This window comes from Alkalibacter mobilis (assembly GCF_015594845.1).
Taxonomy (GTDB): Bacteria; Bacillota; Clostridia; order Eubacteriales; family Alkalibacteraceae; genus Alkalibacter; species Alkalibacter mobilis.
This window is the reverse complement of the sequence record NZ_JADNRK010000006.1, coordinates 47,286-61,582: the sequence shown is the minus strand read 5'-3', so window position 1 is coordinate 61,582 and position 14,297 is coordinate 47,286. Positions and strand designations below refer to the sequence as shown.

Annotated in this window: 16 protein-coding genes; 3 read left to right on the top strand and 13 right to left on the bottom strand. The window is 37.1% G+C overall.

The features are described 5' to 3' along the window. Positions 1-2 precede the first annotated feature (2 nt). Both IWB18_RS05070 and acpS read right to left on the bottom strand, forming a co-directional pair. Complete coding sequence (locus IWB18_RS05070; RefSeq protein WP_195682529.1) at positions 3-1,520, bottom strand: NAD(P)H-hydrate dehydratase; 1,518 nt, start codon at positions 1,518-1,520, stop codon at positions 3-5. A 1-nt stretch (position 1,521) separates the two neighbouring features. After that, positions 1,522-1,899 carry a holo-ACP synthase gene (gene acpS / locus IWB18_RS05065; protein WP_195682528.1) on the bottom strand — a complete coding sequence of 126 codons (378 nt, stop codon included), beginning with the start codon at positions 1,897-1,899 and terminating at the stop codon, positions 1,522-1,524. Between the two features lie 126 nt (positions 1,900-2,025). Between acpS and IWB18_RS05060 the strand changes: the two genes are divergently transcribed. Continuing rightward, on the top strand, positions 2,026-2,700 hold the full coding sequence (locus IWB18_RS05060; RefSeq protein ID WP_195682527.1) for a TetR/AcrR family transcriptional regulator: 675 nt from the start codon (positions 2,026-2,028) through the stop codon (positions 2,698-2,700). A gap of 23 nt (positions 2,701-2,723) precedes the next feature. Here the strand turns inward: IWB18_RS05060 and IWB18_RS05055 are convergent, their stop codons facing one another. The 4 genes from IWB18_RS05055 to IWB18_RS05040 all read right to left on the bottom strand — a co-directional run bounded on the left by IWB18_RS05055 (position 2,724) and on the right by IWB18_RS05040 (position 6,874). Beyond that, on the bottom strand, positions 2,724-4,193 hold the full coding sequence (locus IWB18_RS05055; protein ID WP_195682526.1) for a HAMP domain-containing sensor histidine kinase: 1,470 nt from the start codon (positions 4,191-4,193) through the stop codon (positions 2,724-2,726). Beyond that, entirely contained in the window at positions 4,183-4,875 is a 693-nt protein-coding gene (locus IWB18_RS05050; protein ID WP_195682525.1) for a response regulator transcription factor, read from the bottom strand. Before IWB18_RS05050 ends, IWB18_RS05055 begins: the two co-directional genes overlap by 11 nt. Positions 4,876-4,886: 11 nt before the next feature. Continuing rightward, positions 4,887-5,420, bottom strand: a complete 534-nt coding sequence (locus IWB18_RS05045) for a hypothetical protein (RefSeq protein ID WP_195682524.1) — start codon at positions 5,418-5,420, stop codon at positions 4,887-4,889. Positions 5,421-5,545: 125 nt separating this feature from the next. Beyond that, the gene (locus IWB18_RS05040) at positions 5,546-6,874 is read right to left on the bottom strand and encodes a glucose-6-phosphate isomerase (RefSeq protein WP_195682523.1); all 1,329 of its coding nucleotides are present in this window, start codon (positions 6,872-6,874) and stop codon (positions 5,546-5,548) included. Between the two features lie 148 nt (positions 6,875-7,022). On the opposite strand from IWB18_RS05040, the gene IWB18_RS05035 reads away from it, so the two are divergent. Next, positions 7,023-7,859 (top strand): DegV family protein, encoded by an 837-nt coding sequence (locus IWB18_RS05035; protein ID WP_195682522.1) that lies wholly within the window; start codon positions 7,023-7,025, stop codon positions 7,857-7,859. 78 nt (positions 7,860-7,937) lie between these two features. Here IWB18_RS05035 and IWB18_RS05030 read toward each other — a convergent pair whose 3' ends face one another. From IWB18_RS05030 to uvrC, 6 genes are read right to left on the bottom strand one after another with little or no spacing between them, the layout of a single operon-like run. Then, entirely contained in the window at positions 7,938-8,804 is an 867-nt protein-coding gene (locus IWB18_RS05030) for a DegV family protein (protein WP_195682521.1), read from the bottom strand. A 12-nt stretch (positions 8,805-8,816) separates the two neighbouring features. Then, on the bottom strand, positions 8,817-9,338 hold the full coding sequence (locus tag IWB18_RS05025) for a peptidylprolyl isomerase (RefSeq protein ID WP_195682520.1): 522 nt from the start codon (positions 9,336-9,338) through the stop codon (positions 8,817-8,819). A 13-nt stretch (positions 9,339-9,351) separates the two neighbouring features. Beyond that, complete coding sequence (locus tag IWB18_RS05020) at positions 9,352-10,140, bottom strand: phosphatase (protein WP_207740752.1); 789 nt, start codon at positions 10,138-10,140, stop codon at positions 9,352-9,354. After that, the gene (hprK, locus tag IWB18_RS05015; RefSeq protein ID WP_195682519.1) at positions 10,121-11,044 is read right to left on the bottom strand and encodes an HPr(Ser) kinase/phosphatase; all 924 of its coding nucleotides are present in this window, start codon (positions 11,042-11,044) and stop codon (positions 10,121-10,123) included. The genes IWB18_RS05020 and hprK overlap by 20 nt, the downstream gene beginning before the upstream one ends. Before the next feature lie 3 nt (positions 11,045-11,047). Next, positions 11,048-11,848, bottom strand: a complete 801-nt coding sequence (locus tag IWB18_RS05010) for a Cof-type HAD-IIB family hydrolase (RefSeq protein WP_195682518.1) — start codon at positions 11,846-11,848, stop codon at positions 11,048-11,050. Continuing rightward, the gene (gene uvrC / locus IWB18_RS05005; RefSeq protein ID WP_195682517.1) at positions 11,838-13,703 is read right to left on the bottom strand and encodes an excinuclease ABC subunit UvrC; all 1,866 of its coding nucleotides are present in this window, start codon (positions 13,701-13,703) and stop codon (positions 11,838-11,840) included. Before uvrC ends, IWB18_RS05010 begins: the two co-directional genes overlap by 11 nt. A 117-nt stretch (positions 13,704-13,820) precedes the next feature. Here uvrC and IWB18_RS05000 point away from each other — a divergent pair, with 117 nt between their 5' ends. After that, the gene (locus tag IWB18_RS05000) at positions 13,821-14,075 is read left to right on the top strand and encodes a hypothetical protein (protein WP_195682516.1); all 255 of its coding nucleotides are present in this window, start codon (positions 13,821-13,823) and stop codon (positions 14,073-14,075) included. Positions 14,076-14,145: 70 nt separating this feature from the next. Here the strand turns inward: IWB18_RS05000 and IWB18_RS04995 are convergent, their stop codons facing one another. Next, positions 14,146-14,286 (bottom strand): FeoB-associated Cys-rich membrane protein, encoded by a 141-nt coding sequence (locus tag IWB18_RS04995; protein WP_195682515.1) that lies wholly within the window; start codon positions 14,284-14,286, stop codon positions 14,146-14,148. Between the last annotated feature and the right edge of the window lie 11 nt (positions 14,287-14,297).

The window sequence follows — 14,297 nt, the reverse complement described above, 5'->3', positions numbered from 1 at the left end:
CCTCATGTAATTTCATTATTATTTTGCATATGCATTATAGCTTTATGAATGTTTTCTATGATATCACCAGCCATCATGCTCCACGACCCTTTTGAATTTTGAGCATATCTGCCTGCTAAATTATGGATTCTTGTTCCCAACAACATTGAATCCCTGTTATTGTATCCCTGTGCAAGCAATCCACCCAAGATACCCGCTAAAACATCGCCGCTTCCCGCCGTTGCCATTCCAGAATTAGGATTATAGTTAAACCAAATTTTACCACCCACAGCCAGGATCGAACAAGGACCTTTTAGTATTATATCCATATTGTAACAGGCAACAAAACTTTTTACAAAATGCAAAGGATCCATCAAAATATCATGGGTCTTTACATTGAACAATGAGGCCATCTCACCGTAGTGTGGGGTTGCGATGATTCTCTTGTTTTTTAAATTGCTTTTGTCCGCCATTTCGTTAAATACACTTAACCCTCCTGCATCCACAACCATTGGAATATCTTTACATAACAAAGTCTTCAAGTTTGAGATATTATCGTCATTGCAAACGAGTCCCGGACCAAATACCACTGCAGAAGCCTTGTAAAGGCAGTCTTCATAGGTTTTTTCTTCATCATAGCACATTTTGATCAGTTCATGATTTGAAGAATCCAAGGATTTGAACGTCTGTTTGTCCGTTAAGATTGCAGAAAGACCACAGCCTGTTTTCAAGCCGGCCAAAGCCGCCATTATAGGAGCACCCTCCATGCCTTTCGATCCTCCTGCAATCACAAGTTTCCCGAATGTATACTTGTGACCTGAAAGTTTTCTGGGTTTTAATATACCAACCGACAAGCTGTCCAATAAAATTTTGTTATTGGGGGCTCGTTCCTTATTCAAACCTATTTCATCAGTTAAAAACATTTTCCCCGAATAATCACAGCTTTCGCCCAGTAAATTCCCTGTTTTATATGAGTCTACAACTATGGTGTATTTGGCTTTCACACTGTTCTCGTCTGCTAATCCATTTGTACCATTCACACCGGTAGGTATGTCTATACTTATCACGTTCTTCGCAAACCGATTAATAATTTGGATGACATCAACAACTTTACCAATCAGTTTACCCTTGAGACCAGTACCCGTGATTGCGTCTATCACGTATTCATGCTTTTTTACCAGGCTTATCAATTCTTCTGTGCCAAGATTTTCTACAAAATGTACTTTTATTTGCCCTGATATTGATTTTTTTTCAACATCGCATTCAAAGTCAAAATCTTCTTCCCCAAATAACATGAGGATCTCGACAGGAATAAATTTATTGCTTATCAGCTCGGCAAGCTTTCTTCCATCTGCACCGTTGTTTCCTTTGCCACAAATTACCAAAAAACTGTAGTTTCCTTTACTGACGGGGATCTTGTTTTCAATAACGTGATGAATCGCATTTGCGGCTTTCTCAATTAAGTCATACATACAGACATCGCTGCTTTTTACTGTATGCATGTCTATATTTCTCATTTCATCCGCAGTATATATATTCATTTCAATCCTCCTTGTCGACAATCGCCGTAGCCATGGCGCACTCGTTTGTATGAGAAATAGACACGAGGATCTTTACGTTTCCCAACTCATTTACCCATTGTCTGGCTCGTCCCAGAAGATTAATAAACGGTTTGCCCAAATCATCATTAAGCACTTCGATTTCGATCATTCCAAAGCCTCTAAAACCAGTTCCCAATGCTTTTGATACGGCTTCTTTGGCTGCAAACCTTCCTGCAGCTGTTTCAGCTGCGTTTTTTCTTGATTTTATGTATTTGATTTCACTATCGGTAAAGTATTTTGTCAGAAATCTGGGGTTCTTCTGAATGGCTTTTGAAATTCTGTCTATATTGATAATATCCGTACCCAAACCATAAATCACGCGTATCCTCCTCAATCTTTAATAAATAAATTATATCATATGATATATTTTTGGTGATTTTTAATCTTGACATCAATTTTTAGTTTAACACTAAAAATTTGTGGTATAATTATAGTGGTGATGAAAATGGCATATAAAAAAAGTTTTGAAACAAGAAAAAAAATACTTAATGTAACTAAAGAATTGGTACTTGAAAAAGGATGGAAAGACATCTCTGTAAGAGATATAGCAGAGCGCGCCGGAGTTAAAAATCCACTGCTTTACTACTATTTCAAGAACAAACAAGGTATTGCGGATTACATATTGGGGACATTGATACTAAAAACATTGGACTTTGCAGAAAAAAGCGTTCCTTTAAAAGAGGATTGCATGTTGAGCCATTTCATTTATGTTTCGCTATATTACAGGATATTGCTGGAAGAAGAGCTCTACCAAACCCTTTATATGGAATCTACCCATCCCTTCGACAGCCCGGTACTTATCGTTGACGACTACGATTTAAACTACATGGTCACAAAACAATTCGATGAGATACTCAAGAATTATCAAGTCGATATGAACGAAGATCTATTGAAGGCGTACACGATTTCCGCATTTTCTATAGCTACAAGCATATTCAGAAGTATAATTTCCGGAAATTTGAATATGGGCTACAGAGAAGCCATGTTATTTATAACTCGTTTCTGGATTTTGAGTGTCGGGATCGATGAAAAAGTTTTCAAAGAAAAACTGAATAAAGCGATAGACTTTGTTATGGAAATCGACTTGAAAGAATTCACGATAACTGAAGAAGTCGAATAATTGTATCCAAAAACAAAACGCTGTTATGGCGTTTTGTTTTTTTGCAAAGGAAAATATGCACTAAATATGCTTCCTCTATTGATTTTTGTCTTAACTTTTATTTTCCCTTTGTGCTGTAATACGATTATTTTCGCTATGCTCAAACCCAAACCGTAACCACCGGTCTGTTTATTTCTAGACTCATCCGCTCTATAAAATCGTTCAAAAATACTCTCCAAGTCTTTCTTTTCGATCCCTATGCCGCTGTCTTTAACTTCAACGGCTGCATACCCTTCTTTAACAAAACATCCAAAATCAATGTGTTTTCCTTTTGGAGTGTACTTGACAGCATTATCGGCGAAAATCCTTGCAACCTGCTTAATTCTGTCGCAGTCCCCTAAAACATATAAATTAGGTTCTATTAACCAGTTTACTTTATGGTCAGAATCAATCATTTGAGTCTCCTTAGCGACTTCTTCGATGATTTCGCTGATATTACATGATTTAATTTCATATTTTAGGACATCCCGGTCGTAGCGCGCTAAAAAAAGTAATCTCTCAACCAAATTCCCCATGTTTGCAGCTTCATTTTTTAGTGCATCAATAGATTCCTGCAGTATCTCAGGATCCTTTTTTCCCCATCTGTCAAGCATATTGGCATACCCATCAATAACAGATATGGGTGTTCTTAGTTCATGACTTACATCAGATACGAATCTTTGTTGTTTTTTATATCCATCCTGTATGCGATCTATCATTTCGTTGATAGTGATTGCCAAATCTTTCAATTCGTACTTGGCTTTTCCCACATCTATCCTGGCATCCAAGTTTTGTGAATTGATATTGTCCGCAGTCTGGGAAATCATGTTTATGGGACTTATTACTTGTTTTGTTTTTATTCCTCCAAATAAGAACATCACCATAAGTCCTACAAAATAACATATGCCTAAAATTGCGCACATTCTCCTTCCCAAATTTATTTCACCTGAAATCTCAAAGAAAAATGTCGCCTTTCCATCAGTATCCAAATCGAATTCCAATGGCATCAACTCGTATGAAGCCAAATCCAGAAGTGGAAAAATATCCTTAAAAAAACCGCTACCTTTAAGAGAATCATAATTAACAATCGGATATAAGGGAGAGTTGGCATAACTTTCTTCTCCGTTTCGATCTTGTATCAAAACCCCAATGTTTTGATCGATGTATATCCGGCTTAGATGATCCTTAACATCCGGCACAAGTCCTTCCTCAGATACAAGACTTAGAACTTGTTCCACAACATCAAAATTTTTTTCGTATAATTGCGTTTTTACTGAATAAATGTATCCCGCAACCAGAAATCCTGTTGTGACGGAAAATATAAATGTGAATATAATTAGGTAACTGATGGATATCTTGGTTCTTATTGAAAATTTCATTAGCTGTTTGATATCTTCCAGTGCAGTTAAAGGCGCCCCAATAATTTTATCGAGCGCTGAGGGTCTCAGGCCGATTTTTCTATTCTTATTTTTCATCACTGATTTTGTAACCCACCCCACGTATGGTTTTTATCAAATCAATACCGTATTTTTGGTCCAATTTACTTCTTAAATATCTTATATAGACATCGGTCACGTTGGTTTCACCCATGTAATCATATCCCCATACATGTTCAACTATTTTATCTCTGGTCAAGACTATATTTTTATTTTCCATGAGGTATGCCAATAAGTCGAATTCTTTCTTGGTCAAATCTATATTTTGCTGTTTAAACGTTACGATGTATCTTTCCTTGTCTAAAATTAAATCTCCTAATTTAATGGTATTTCTGTTGGAATCGGCCACTCCATTGCTTCTCCGTTTAACGGCAACCCTGATCCTGGCCAAAAGCTCCTCAATGGCAAAAGGTTTTGTCATATAATCATCCGCACCGGAATCCAATCCCATTACTTTGTCTGAAACGTCATCCTTTGCAGTCAACATTATTATTGGCACTGATTTGTTTTCATGTCTTACTCTTCTGCAAACTTCCATACCACTCAACTGCGGAAGCATTATATCAAGTATTATTACATCAAATTCCTTGTTTTGTGCCTTTTCAAGCCCTTTTCTACCATCAAACGCAGTTTCGACTTCGTACCCTTCGTGTTCCAACTCCAATTGAAGAAATCGTGAAATTTTTACTTCATCCTCCACTATAAGTATCCTCACACTCACCCCATTTCCCCCTATTCTATTATAATTTCATCATAATCGTCATTCTCATCCACATTTTCAGTCAATACATTTTCAAAGTTGTTATTTTTCTCTCCCAGCTTGTCTGACTCTTCTTCAATGAGATCGTCAATGTCTTGGTGCCGATGTGATGATTGATCCATTTTCCCAGTCATTTCCTCTTCGATTCCCGACTCTTTAGTGTCCAATTCGAATGCATAGCCCCCAATTACGGCTGCAACTACCAGAATCAGCATGAACTCAAGTGGGACATGGAATATTGCAACCGCCGCTATCAACAATACCATTGGTATTTCTATAATTTTTTTTCCATTTTTTATTAATAAAAGATTGTAGGAAAATAATTTCTGCAGAAGTTCACTAGCCAAATCAACTATTTTTTTAGCCTTATGGTTTCTACGTTTCAATACGTAAAGAACAGCCTGATCTTCATCTCCCTTAACCTTTCTCAATATTTTTTCAGCTGTTTGATAGTCACAGTCAACACGCTTTCGCAAATTTTCTACCTGCTGCAATGTAATTCTCATATTTTTACCACCTGTCTGAATTTTATAATATGATCATAACCTGCCAGCATTAATCGGATATTCAGAAATTATTAAAACCTTATTAAAATTTATCGACAGAAGACTTATGTCCCCTGTCGATAGATTTATAGATTCTTTTTAAGCATCTCAGCCAAATCTTCGTATCCTCTTTTACCCAGCAAGGCAAACATGTTTTTCTTGTAACTTTCCACCCCTGGCTGATCAAATGGGTTGACTCCAAGCATGTATCCGCTTATTCCGCAAGCTCTTTCAAAAAAGTAAACTAATCTGCCCAATGAGTAGGCACTAAGTTCATTGACATTGATCACGACGTTCGGAACATTTCCTTCCACGTGGGCCAAAAGCGTTCCTTGAAAAGCCATTTTGTTTACATAATTCATGCCTTTACCTGAAATGTAATTGAGTCCATCCAAATCAGCTTCATCGTAGGGTATGACCATGTCATTTTGATGTTGATCGAAAACTATCACTGTTTCAAAGATATTTCTTTTTCCTTCTTGAATGATTTGACCGAGAGAATGGAGGTCCGTGGAATTATTGACTGACACCGGAAATATCCCCTTTCCGTCTTTACCTTCACTTTCTCCATAAAGTTGCTTCCACCATTCTGCAAACATCTGCATCTCCGGCTCGTAGTTTACCATTATCTCCATATCCTTGCCTTTTCTATTAAGAATATTCCGAACTGCCGCATAACGATAACATGGATTTGTCATGGACCGGTCGCCGTTTATTTCATCCATTTGATCTTTAGCGCCCTTCATGAAATCTTTTATATCATGCCCTGCAACAGCTATCGGCAAAAGACCAACCGAGGTGTGCACGGAATATCTGCCCCCCACGTCGTTGGAAATTACAAATGTCTGGTATCCTTCTTCTTCAGAAAGCTTCTTCAATGCTCCTTTTTCCTTGTCGGTAGTAACAAAAATCCTCTTTTGGGATTCTTCTTTCCCATATTTACTTTCAATCAAATTTTTAAAAACTCTGAATGCGATGGCCGGCTCTGTCGTGGTCCCTGATTTTGATATTACATTTATCATTACATCTTTGTCCTTGACCAACTCAAATAAATCATTCAGATATTTTCCACTTATATTTTGTCCTGCAAAATAAATTTTCGGACCTTTCAAATCCTTTTCATTTGCAAAAAATGAATTCAATGCATCAATGACAGCTTTGGAACCTAAATATGATCCACCGATGCCAATGACTATAAAAGCTTCACAAGTACTTCTAATTCGCTTTGACGCCTCCATAACAGCTTCAAATTCCTCTTTATCATAAGTATCTGGATAATCATACCAGCCAAGAAAATCTTTTCCTGCACCGCTTCTTTCCGAAAGGGCTTCTTCTGCTGTCACAATCTGTGGATAAATGTTAACCAACTCATCTTCAGAAATCATGGCCTTAGTCAAATCAACATAAATACTCATCCCGATCACGCTCCTTATATTCTATAAGATAATTATATCAGATAAAGCAATGAATCTACTTTCTTTTTACTCATTTATAAAATTTATATCTCTTTATAAAATATGGGGTGTATGGTAAAATTAATTATAAAATTACGGGAGGTACGCAATGGATTATAAAATAATAGTTGGAAGCAGTTGTGATTTTAATGAAGATATGAAGAAAGAAATAAATCATGCAACTGTACCATTTACCATAAGCATCGACAACGAAGACCTTGTTGATGATGAAACTCTAACTGTAAAAACCATCATCAGTAAAATGAAAAAGTCTGTAAATTCCATAAGAACGGCTTGTCCTTCTCCAAATCATTTTCTGGAAAAGTACAAAGAGGCCGAGAACATTTTTGTTGTAACGATTTCATCCAGCCTTAGCGGAACCTACAATAGTGCTTTGACGGCAAGGGATATGTACTTTGAACAATTCGGCGAAAAATTCATACATGTTTTCGATTCGCTGTCTGCCGCAATCGCAGAGGCGATGATAGTTGTAAAGATCAAAGAATTGATCGATGAAAATAAACCTTTGCAGGAAATCGTGGAAAACACTGAAAAATACATCAAGGAAATGAAAACGGTTTTCGTGCTTGAAAATCTGGACAACCTGATCAAAAATGGAAGAATGAGTAAATTGACCGGAATGTTTGCTCAGTTTTTACATATTAAACCAATACTTGCGGCAGATAGTAACGGAGAGATCACGCTTGTTGAAAAGTCCAGAGGAACTAAAAAGGCCCTTAAAAAAATGGTTGAATTGATAGGCAAGGAAAAGTCGGATTTCTCAGACAAAAAAATAGGGATAATACATTGTAACGATTCTGAAAAAGCCAACTATGTAAGGGAAATGATAAAGGAGAAATATAATTTCAAAGACATAATCATGACCGAGGCAAATGGGCTCAGTGCCGTTTATATGGACGATGGTGGAATAATACTTTCGTACTGATTCCTTCAACAAAAAAATGACCCTGGATCTTGCGCGGCCAGTAGGCGTTGCGAGATTCAGGGTCTTTAATTTATTGTTTCAAGACTGATTTTTGCTGTTGTAGAAAAAAACGCAGATCGTACCGGGTCCTGTATGAGCGCCTATGGCAGATCCCATCATATTTATAATGAAATTCTCAGTCCCAAATCTTTCTTTGATCATTTCCATCAATTTTTCGGCTTCTTCAATGTCGTCACAATGACTCAATGCTACAGTTTGTTTATCAAGATCGTCAGCATTTTCGTCCATTATTTCCAATATCTTGTTAAAGAGTTTCTTTCTGCCTCTGACCTTTTCAATTTGTTGCAGCTTGCCCTCGTGATCTACTTTTAACACCGGCTGAATGTTCAGCATGTTCCCTACTATTGCCGCTCCCTTGCTTAATCTTCCTCCTCGAAACAAATAATCCAAATCTGCGACAGTGAAGATGTGCTCTATTTTAGATGATCTTTCCTTTATCAGTTCAATTAAATCATTGTAGCCTGCACCGGAATTTCTGGCCTCAATAGCATCTTTGACTATCAGCCCCAACCCGTTTACGGCTGCTTTTGTGTCAATAACTTCAATATTCGCATTTGGATAGTTTTCCTTGATGTTGTTGGATGCCAAAACAGCAGCATTATAAGTTCCCGACAAGCCCGATGAAAAACTCATATGGATGACATCCTGACCTTCAAGGGCATATTTTTTAAAAACCTCTTCAAAATCATGAACTGTAATTTGTGCTGTCTTGTACACTTTTCCTTGTCTCATTCCATCGTAAATTTCCTGAGATGTTATGTCTAAACCGTCTTTGAAGTCTTTCCCGTCTATACTTACATAAATTGGGATCACATCAACATTTTCCTTTTCAAGAATATCTCTTGACAGGTCACATGCACTATCGGTTATAAATTTTACAGTCATATCGTACCCCTTTTAAAGTTTATTTGGCTCCTGATAATCCACTCCAAAAGTCTCTACGCTTACCTGAGACATGATTATCGGTTCAACAGGTCTATCCTGCATTCCTGTTTTTGAATTTGCAACTTCATCCACTATTTCGATACCTTCAATAACTTCTCCAAAAGCTGCATATGACCCATCCAAATGTGGCGAATCCTTGTGCATTATAAAAAACTGAGAACCGGCAGAATCTGGGTTCATAGCTCTGGCCATGGACAAGACTCCTCTTTTATGATTTAAATCGTTTTTGAATCCGTTGGCAGCAAACTCTCCTTTTATCGTATAACCGGGGCCACCCATCCCTGAGCCTTCAGGACATCCTCCTTGAATCATAAAATTTTTGATCACTCTGTGAAAAATCAATCCATCATAATATCCTTTTTTGATCAAACTTATAAAATTGTTTACACTTTCCGGTGCTATGTCCGGGTACAATTCCGCTTTAATTTCTTTTCCATTTTCCAATTTGATGGTTACTATCGGGTTTTTACTCATAAATCATTCTCCTTTATTGGTTGGTATTCTCTCTAGGGTCTACAAACAAAACTCGACCCTTTGACTCAAGATATTTAGTTAATTTGGAAACTGAAGTGTTTATCACAAGCTCCTGCGGAAACTCGATCACATCCAATATTTTTTTTGCTACTCCAAATTCACCCACATCGCTGGCAATATGCGCATCACTTCCAAGAGAAATCATGATTTCTCTTTTCATGCATTCTTTTGCCACATTGAAGCAATTATCATAACTGCCTTTTCTGGAATGTACGAATGAACTGTTGTTTATTTCAATCAACGTATTGGTATCTTTCGCCGCCTTCAAAACATCCGGATAATCCAACTCATATGCCGGATTTCCTATATGGACGATGATGTCAACAAAATCATTTTCCATAGCTTTTATCACCGCTTTTGTGTTTTCCCTTTTGCTTCCTGGAGAAAAACATTTACTGTGCAATCCCGCCAGGATTATCTCCATCTTGTTCTTGTACTGTGGAGGTAGATCCAACCCACCGGAGGTGTCCATGATGTTTGATTCTATTCCCTTTAGAATTTTCACACCTTCCAACTCAGGTGGTACGACTTTGATGTTTGCAAAATAATAAGGGTGAGGTCCCCCGGGCAGTTTGGGCCCGTGTTCAGTTATACATATCAGCTCAAGTCCTTTGGATTTTGCAGAAGCAGCGTTTTCACCGATCGTACTGTAAGCGTGATTGCACGCAACTGTATGTATATGAGTATCCAGCACTGTCTTCAAAAAATCATCCCCTATCTTTTTAGTCTGTTTTCTGTTCATTACTCAAGGCTATTCTATCACAAAAATCCTTGGCAGAGTTTATTCCCATGTACTTCAATCTATTGTTTCGAGCCGCTGTTTCAATAATTATAGCCAGATTTCTGCCCGTAGTTACAGGAATTACCACTTTAGGCACATCTACCTTTAAAATATTAGTATATTCATCATCCAATCCAAGTCTATCATAATATTTGGTTGCGTCCCACATCTCCAGGTGGATGTTCATGTCTATCTGGACCGATTCTTTTACAGCACCTATACCGTACAAGGTTCTTATGTCTATAATGCCTATACCTCTGATTTCCATGTACTGTTTCAACAGTTCCGGTGCGCTACCGGTCAACCTGTCACCCACATTTTTTATGTCCACCACATCATCGGTAATGAGCCGGTGTCCCCTTTTTACCAATTCAAGTGCAGTTTCACTCTTCCCGACACCGCTGGATCCGGTAATAAGTACTCCGACCCCAAAAACTTCCACCAGAACTCCATGCATGCTGATTATTGGCGCCATATACGCATCAAGATAATTGATAACATTATTGATTACTTTTGTAGTCTCCTTTTTTGATTTTAAGACAATTCTTCCATATTTATTTGCGCACTTTACATAGTCCCCATCTACATTCATATCCCAAGCGATCACCAGGCAAGGAAAATGGTAAGTGAAGAATTTTTCTATTTTTTTTGATTTTTCCACCGGATCCAATGAATTAAGATAGCTCTCTTCGACCTTACCAACTATTTGGACCCTGTCTGAATCAAAATGATCGTAAAATCCGTATAATTGGAGACCCGGCCTGTTTATGCTGCTGTTGGTCAAGGTTATTGTTTCGTGTCCTCCATCGCATAAAATTTCAAATCCCAAATCTCTGCAAAAATCTTCTATTAAAATTTCTTTCATTTTCTAGCCTCCAAAAATAATTTTATCTATTACATGCGCTACACCGTCATCATCGCAGCTCTTTGTAATATAATCGGCCTTGTCTTTTATTATCTTTGGCGCATTATCCATTGCCACACCCAATCCCGCAAATTCAATCATCGAAATATCATTGTACGAGTCTCCTACGGCGATAATTTCTTCCCGCCTTATACCATAAATTTCTCCGAGCTTTGCAATAGCTATGGCCTTTGAAGCTTCCGAATCTACAAATTCCAGGAAATAAGGTCTGGAAGGGTGATAAACAACTCGCTTGTCCTCGAACTCCCTATCCAGCATGTCCATTAATTCCAAAACCTTGATATCATTTTCATACCAAATTATCTTGGTAATATTTTCTTTTAACCGGCCAATGTCATCAATTACTTCCATAGGAGTATTTGTCAATCCGGAATAAAACCTAGATTTTTCATTGTCAACATTGGAGTATAACTTATTTTCAGACCAAAGAATCATTGTAGTATCGATTTTTAGTCCCATTTTGTAGATTTTTAAAGCCGATTCATTGATCAAAGATTTCTCATATATGATTTCGTGGGTATTTGCTTTTAATACCATTGCGCCGTTGTATGTGATCAAAGGGATATCCAAACCTATTTCCTCAACTAGAGGCATTACACCCTGTATGGGCCTTCCAGTTGAAATAGTAAATATAACACCTGCTTCATGAGCCCTCCGTATTTGTTCTTTTGTTTTTTGTGTTAGGATCCCTTGCGAATTCAATAGAGTTCCATCAATATCTACTGCTATCAATTTATACTTCATTCATCGTCTCCCGTTTCTCATTTTTTTCGTTGAAATAATCAATAATTATTCTCGCCGTCTTCTCGTTGATCCCCTGAACCTTTTTAAATTCTTCCAACTTTGCATTCCTGATGTTGTCAATGCTTTTAAAGTGATCCAACAAAAGTCGTTGACGCTTGGGTCCGATCCCTTCAATTTTCGACAATACTGAATTGCTCATTCCTTCATTTCTGATTTTTCTGTGATATTCAACGGCAAATCTGTGAACCTCTTCAGACAGGTTGTTCAAAAAATAATATATGGGTGTTGATTTTGGTATTTCCATGGTACTCGATTCGGCAACCAACTTCTCCAATTTGTGCTTGTCATTCTTGACCATTCCAAAAATTTTGATGTCAAGATCGTACATATCCAAAATTTTTTTAACGGAATTTATATGCCCGATCCCTCCATCCAACATTATTATATCAGGTAGTGGCAAAAATGAACCTGATGTCTTGCCCTGTTGGATTTCGTTCATGCCTCTTTCTATCCTTCTAAATATAACTTCCTGAGTGCTTGCGTAATCATCCTGACCCTCGACTGATTTGATCCTGAATCTTCGGTACGCTTTTCTATCAGGTTTATAGTTGGTAAAAACCACCATTGCTCCGACTGCATCTTTTCCCCCAATGTTGGAAATGTCAAAGGATTCTATGCGGATCGGCTTTTTTTCAATTCCCATATTTTCCAAGATCCACTTATCACAAAATTTTTCCTGTCTCAACTTATTGTACTTTTTATTCATGTGTTCGAATAGTAAAATCTTCGCATTTTCTTTGACCATCGACAATAATTTTTTCTTGTCACCCTTAACAGGGACAGTAATCGTCACTCTGTTCCCCTTTTTTTCTTTTAGCCATAGCTCTATTGCTTCCTTGTCTTCAATTTCATGTGGAATTATTATCTCCTTCGGAAATATTGCTCGATTGTAGTAAAATTGCTTTACAAATTGATTTAAAAAATCATCTTCATTGTTATAATACTCAAGCATATGAGTTTCTCTGCCGATCATTTTACCGTCCCTGATTTTGAAAACCTGAATGCAGATTTCACTGGATTCCATGGCAAAATTGATCACATCCTGGTCGGAAGATGCGTCTGATGTAATCTTTTGTTTTTCTCCAATTGTTTTTATCCCCTGGATCTGGTCTCTGAAAATAGCAGCATTTTCAAAATCCAGTTCTCTCGAAGCTTTTTCCATGGAATTGGTCAAGTCTTCGAGTATCCTTTTATCTTTTCCTTTGAGTATTTCAATTATTTCATATATTTTATTTCTGTACTCGGATTTGTCCACATTGCCCAAACAAATCCCCGGGCACCTGTCTATGAAAAAATTCAGGCAAGGCCTTTCAAGAGCTTTTTCTCCATTAAAATTCTTACTGCAATGCTTCAATTTATACACTTTTTCTATGGCATCTATCGTTTGTTTGACTGCATTTGCATTTGTATATGGACCAAAATATCTGGCTCCGTCCTTTTTAACTTTTCGAGTCATTAAAATCCGTGGATAATTTTCATTTAATGTAACTTTTATAAAGGGATAGGACTTGTCGTCCTTAAGCATTATATTGAACCTGGGCAAATGTTTTTTTATCAGATTGAACTCAAGTATCAGGGCTTCCACTTCGCTGTCAGTGATTATAATCTCAAAATCGTCAATGTTTTTTACCATGGTAAGAACTTTTAAACCATGTGAAGAATTTTTCTGAAAATACTGCCTGACCCTGTTCTTCAAATTCTTCGCCTTGCCTACATAAATGATTTTATCGCTTGAATCCTTCATCAAATAAACCCCGGGTTTATCCGGAAGGTCTCTTAATTTTTCCTGCAGCATGATTTTCTCCAATTTTTATTAAAATTTATGTTTTCTAAGTTTTTTTTAAGCCGTAAATGGTATATATAATAATAACATATTTACATTACATTAAAAAGTTTGATGCGAGGTGATATTATGAAATTAAAATTTGGCAATGAAGACGTGGTCGTTTATGATGACAAATACGAAGTGCACATACAAAAGAAAATTTTTGGTGGTTATACCCTGAAAAAATATATTCTCGATTCTATTTTCGATCTACTTGAATCTCGTGATGTAAGAGTAGATATCTCCGAGGATGAAGCAATCGAAATGGGAAAAGAATTGCTGACTCAGGAGTATAAAACGAAAACTTTGGGTTTTGGGATCAACAACCCAATAGCTACATAAGCTTACGATCAAAAGATCAACCGTTTTTTAAAAAGCGATGCCCTCCATTTTAATGTTGAGGGCATCGCTTTTACATTTTTTCCTTTGTGGGGCAGCTTGAGCAATCATGAGAACATGAACTGCATTTTCCTTCTTTTGTTTGTCTAAAATGCCTTACAATAAAATAAACAGTCAATCCCAGTATGGGCGTTAATATTAAAAAGTCCGCCATTTTATCATCTC

Excerpts from the sequence above, each read along its gene's own strand:
- IWB18_RS04995 (WP_195682515.1), bottom strand. The coding sequence starts at position 14,286 with ATGGCGGACTTTTTAATATTAACGCCCATACTGGGATTGACTGTTTAT.
- IWB18_RS05070 (WP_195682529.1), bottom strand. The coding sequence starts at position 1,520 with ATGAATATATATACTGCGGATGAAATGAGAAATATAGACATGCATACA.
- IWB18_RS05055 (WP_195682526.1), bottom strand. The coding sequence starts at position 4,193 with ATGAAAAATAAGAATAGAAAAATCGGCCTGAGACCCTCAGCGCTCGAT.
- uvrC (WP_195682517.1), bottom strand. The coding sequence starts at position 13,703 with ATGCTGCAGGAAAAATTAAGAGACCTTCCGGATAAACCCGGGGTTTAT.
- IWB18_RS05045 (WP_195682524.1), bottom strand. The coding sequence starts at position 5,420 with ATGAGAATTACATTGCAGCAGGTAGAAAATTTGCGAAAGCGTGTTGAC.
- IWB18_RS05035 (WP_195682522.1), top strand. The coding sequence starts at position 7,023 with ATGGATTATAAAATAATAGTTGGAAGCAGTTGTGATTTTAATGAAGAT.
- IWB18_RS05020 (WP_207740752.1), bottom strand. The coding sequence starts at position 10,140 with ATGAACAGAAAACAGACTAAAAAGATAGGGGATGATTTTTTGAAGACA.
- IWB18_RS05060 (WP_195682527.1), top strand. The coding sequence starts at position 2,026 with ATGGCATATAAAAAAAGTTTTGAAACAAGAAAAAAAATACTTAATGTA.
- IWB18_RS05040 (WP_195682523.1), bottom strand. The coding sequence starts at position 6,874 with ATGAGTATTTATGTTGATTTGACTAAGGCCATGATTTCTGAAGATGAG.
- IWB18_RS05010 (WP_195682518.1), bottom strand. The coding sequence starts at position 11,848 with ATGAAGTATAAATTGATAGCAGTAGATATTGATGGAACTCTATTGAAT.
- IWB18_RS05030 (WP_195682521.1), bottom strand. The coding sequence starts at position 8,804 with ATGACTGTAAAATTTATAACCGATAGTGCATGTGACCTGTCAAGAGAT.
- IWB18_RS05000 (WP_195682516.1), top strand. The coding sequence starts at position 13,821 with ATGAAATTAAAATTTGGCAATGAAGACGTGGTCGTTTATGATGACAAA.
- hprK (WP_195682519.1), bottom strand. The coding sequence starts at position 11,044 with ATGAAAGAAATTTTAATAGAAGATTTTTGCAGAGATTTGGGATTTGAA.
- IWB18_RS05025 (WP_195682520.1), bottom strand. The coding sequence starts at position 9,338 with ATGAGTAAAAACCCGATAGTAACCATCAAATTGGAAAATGGAAAAGAA.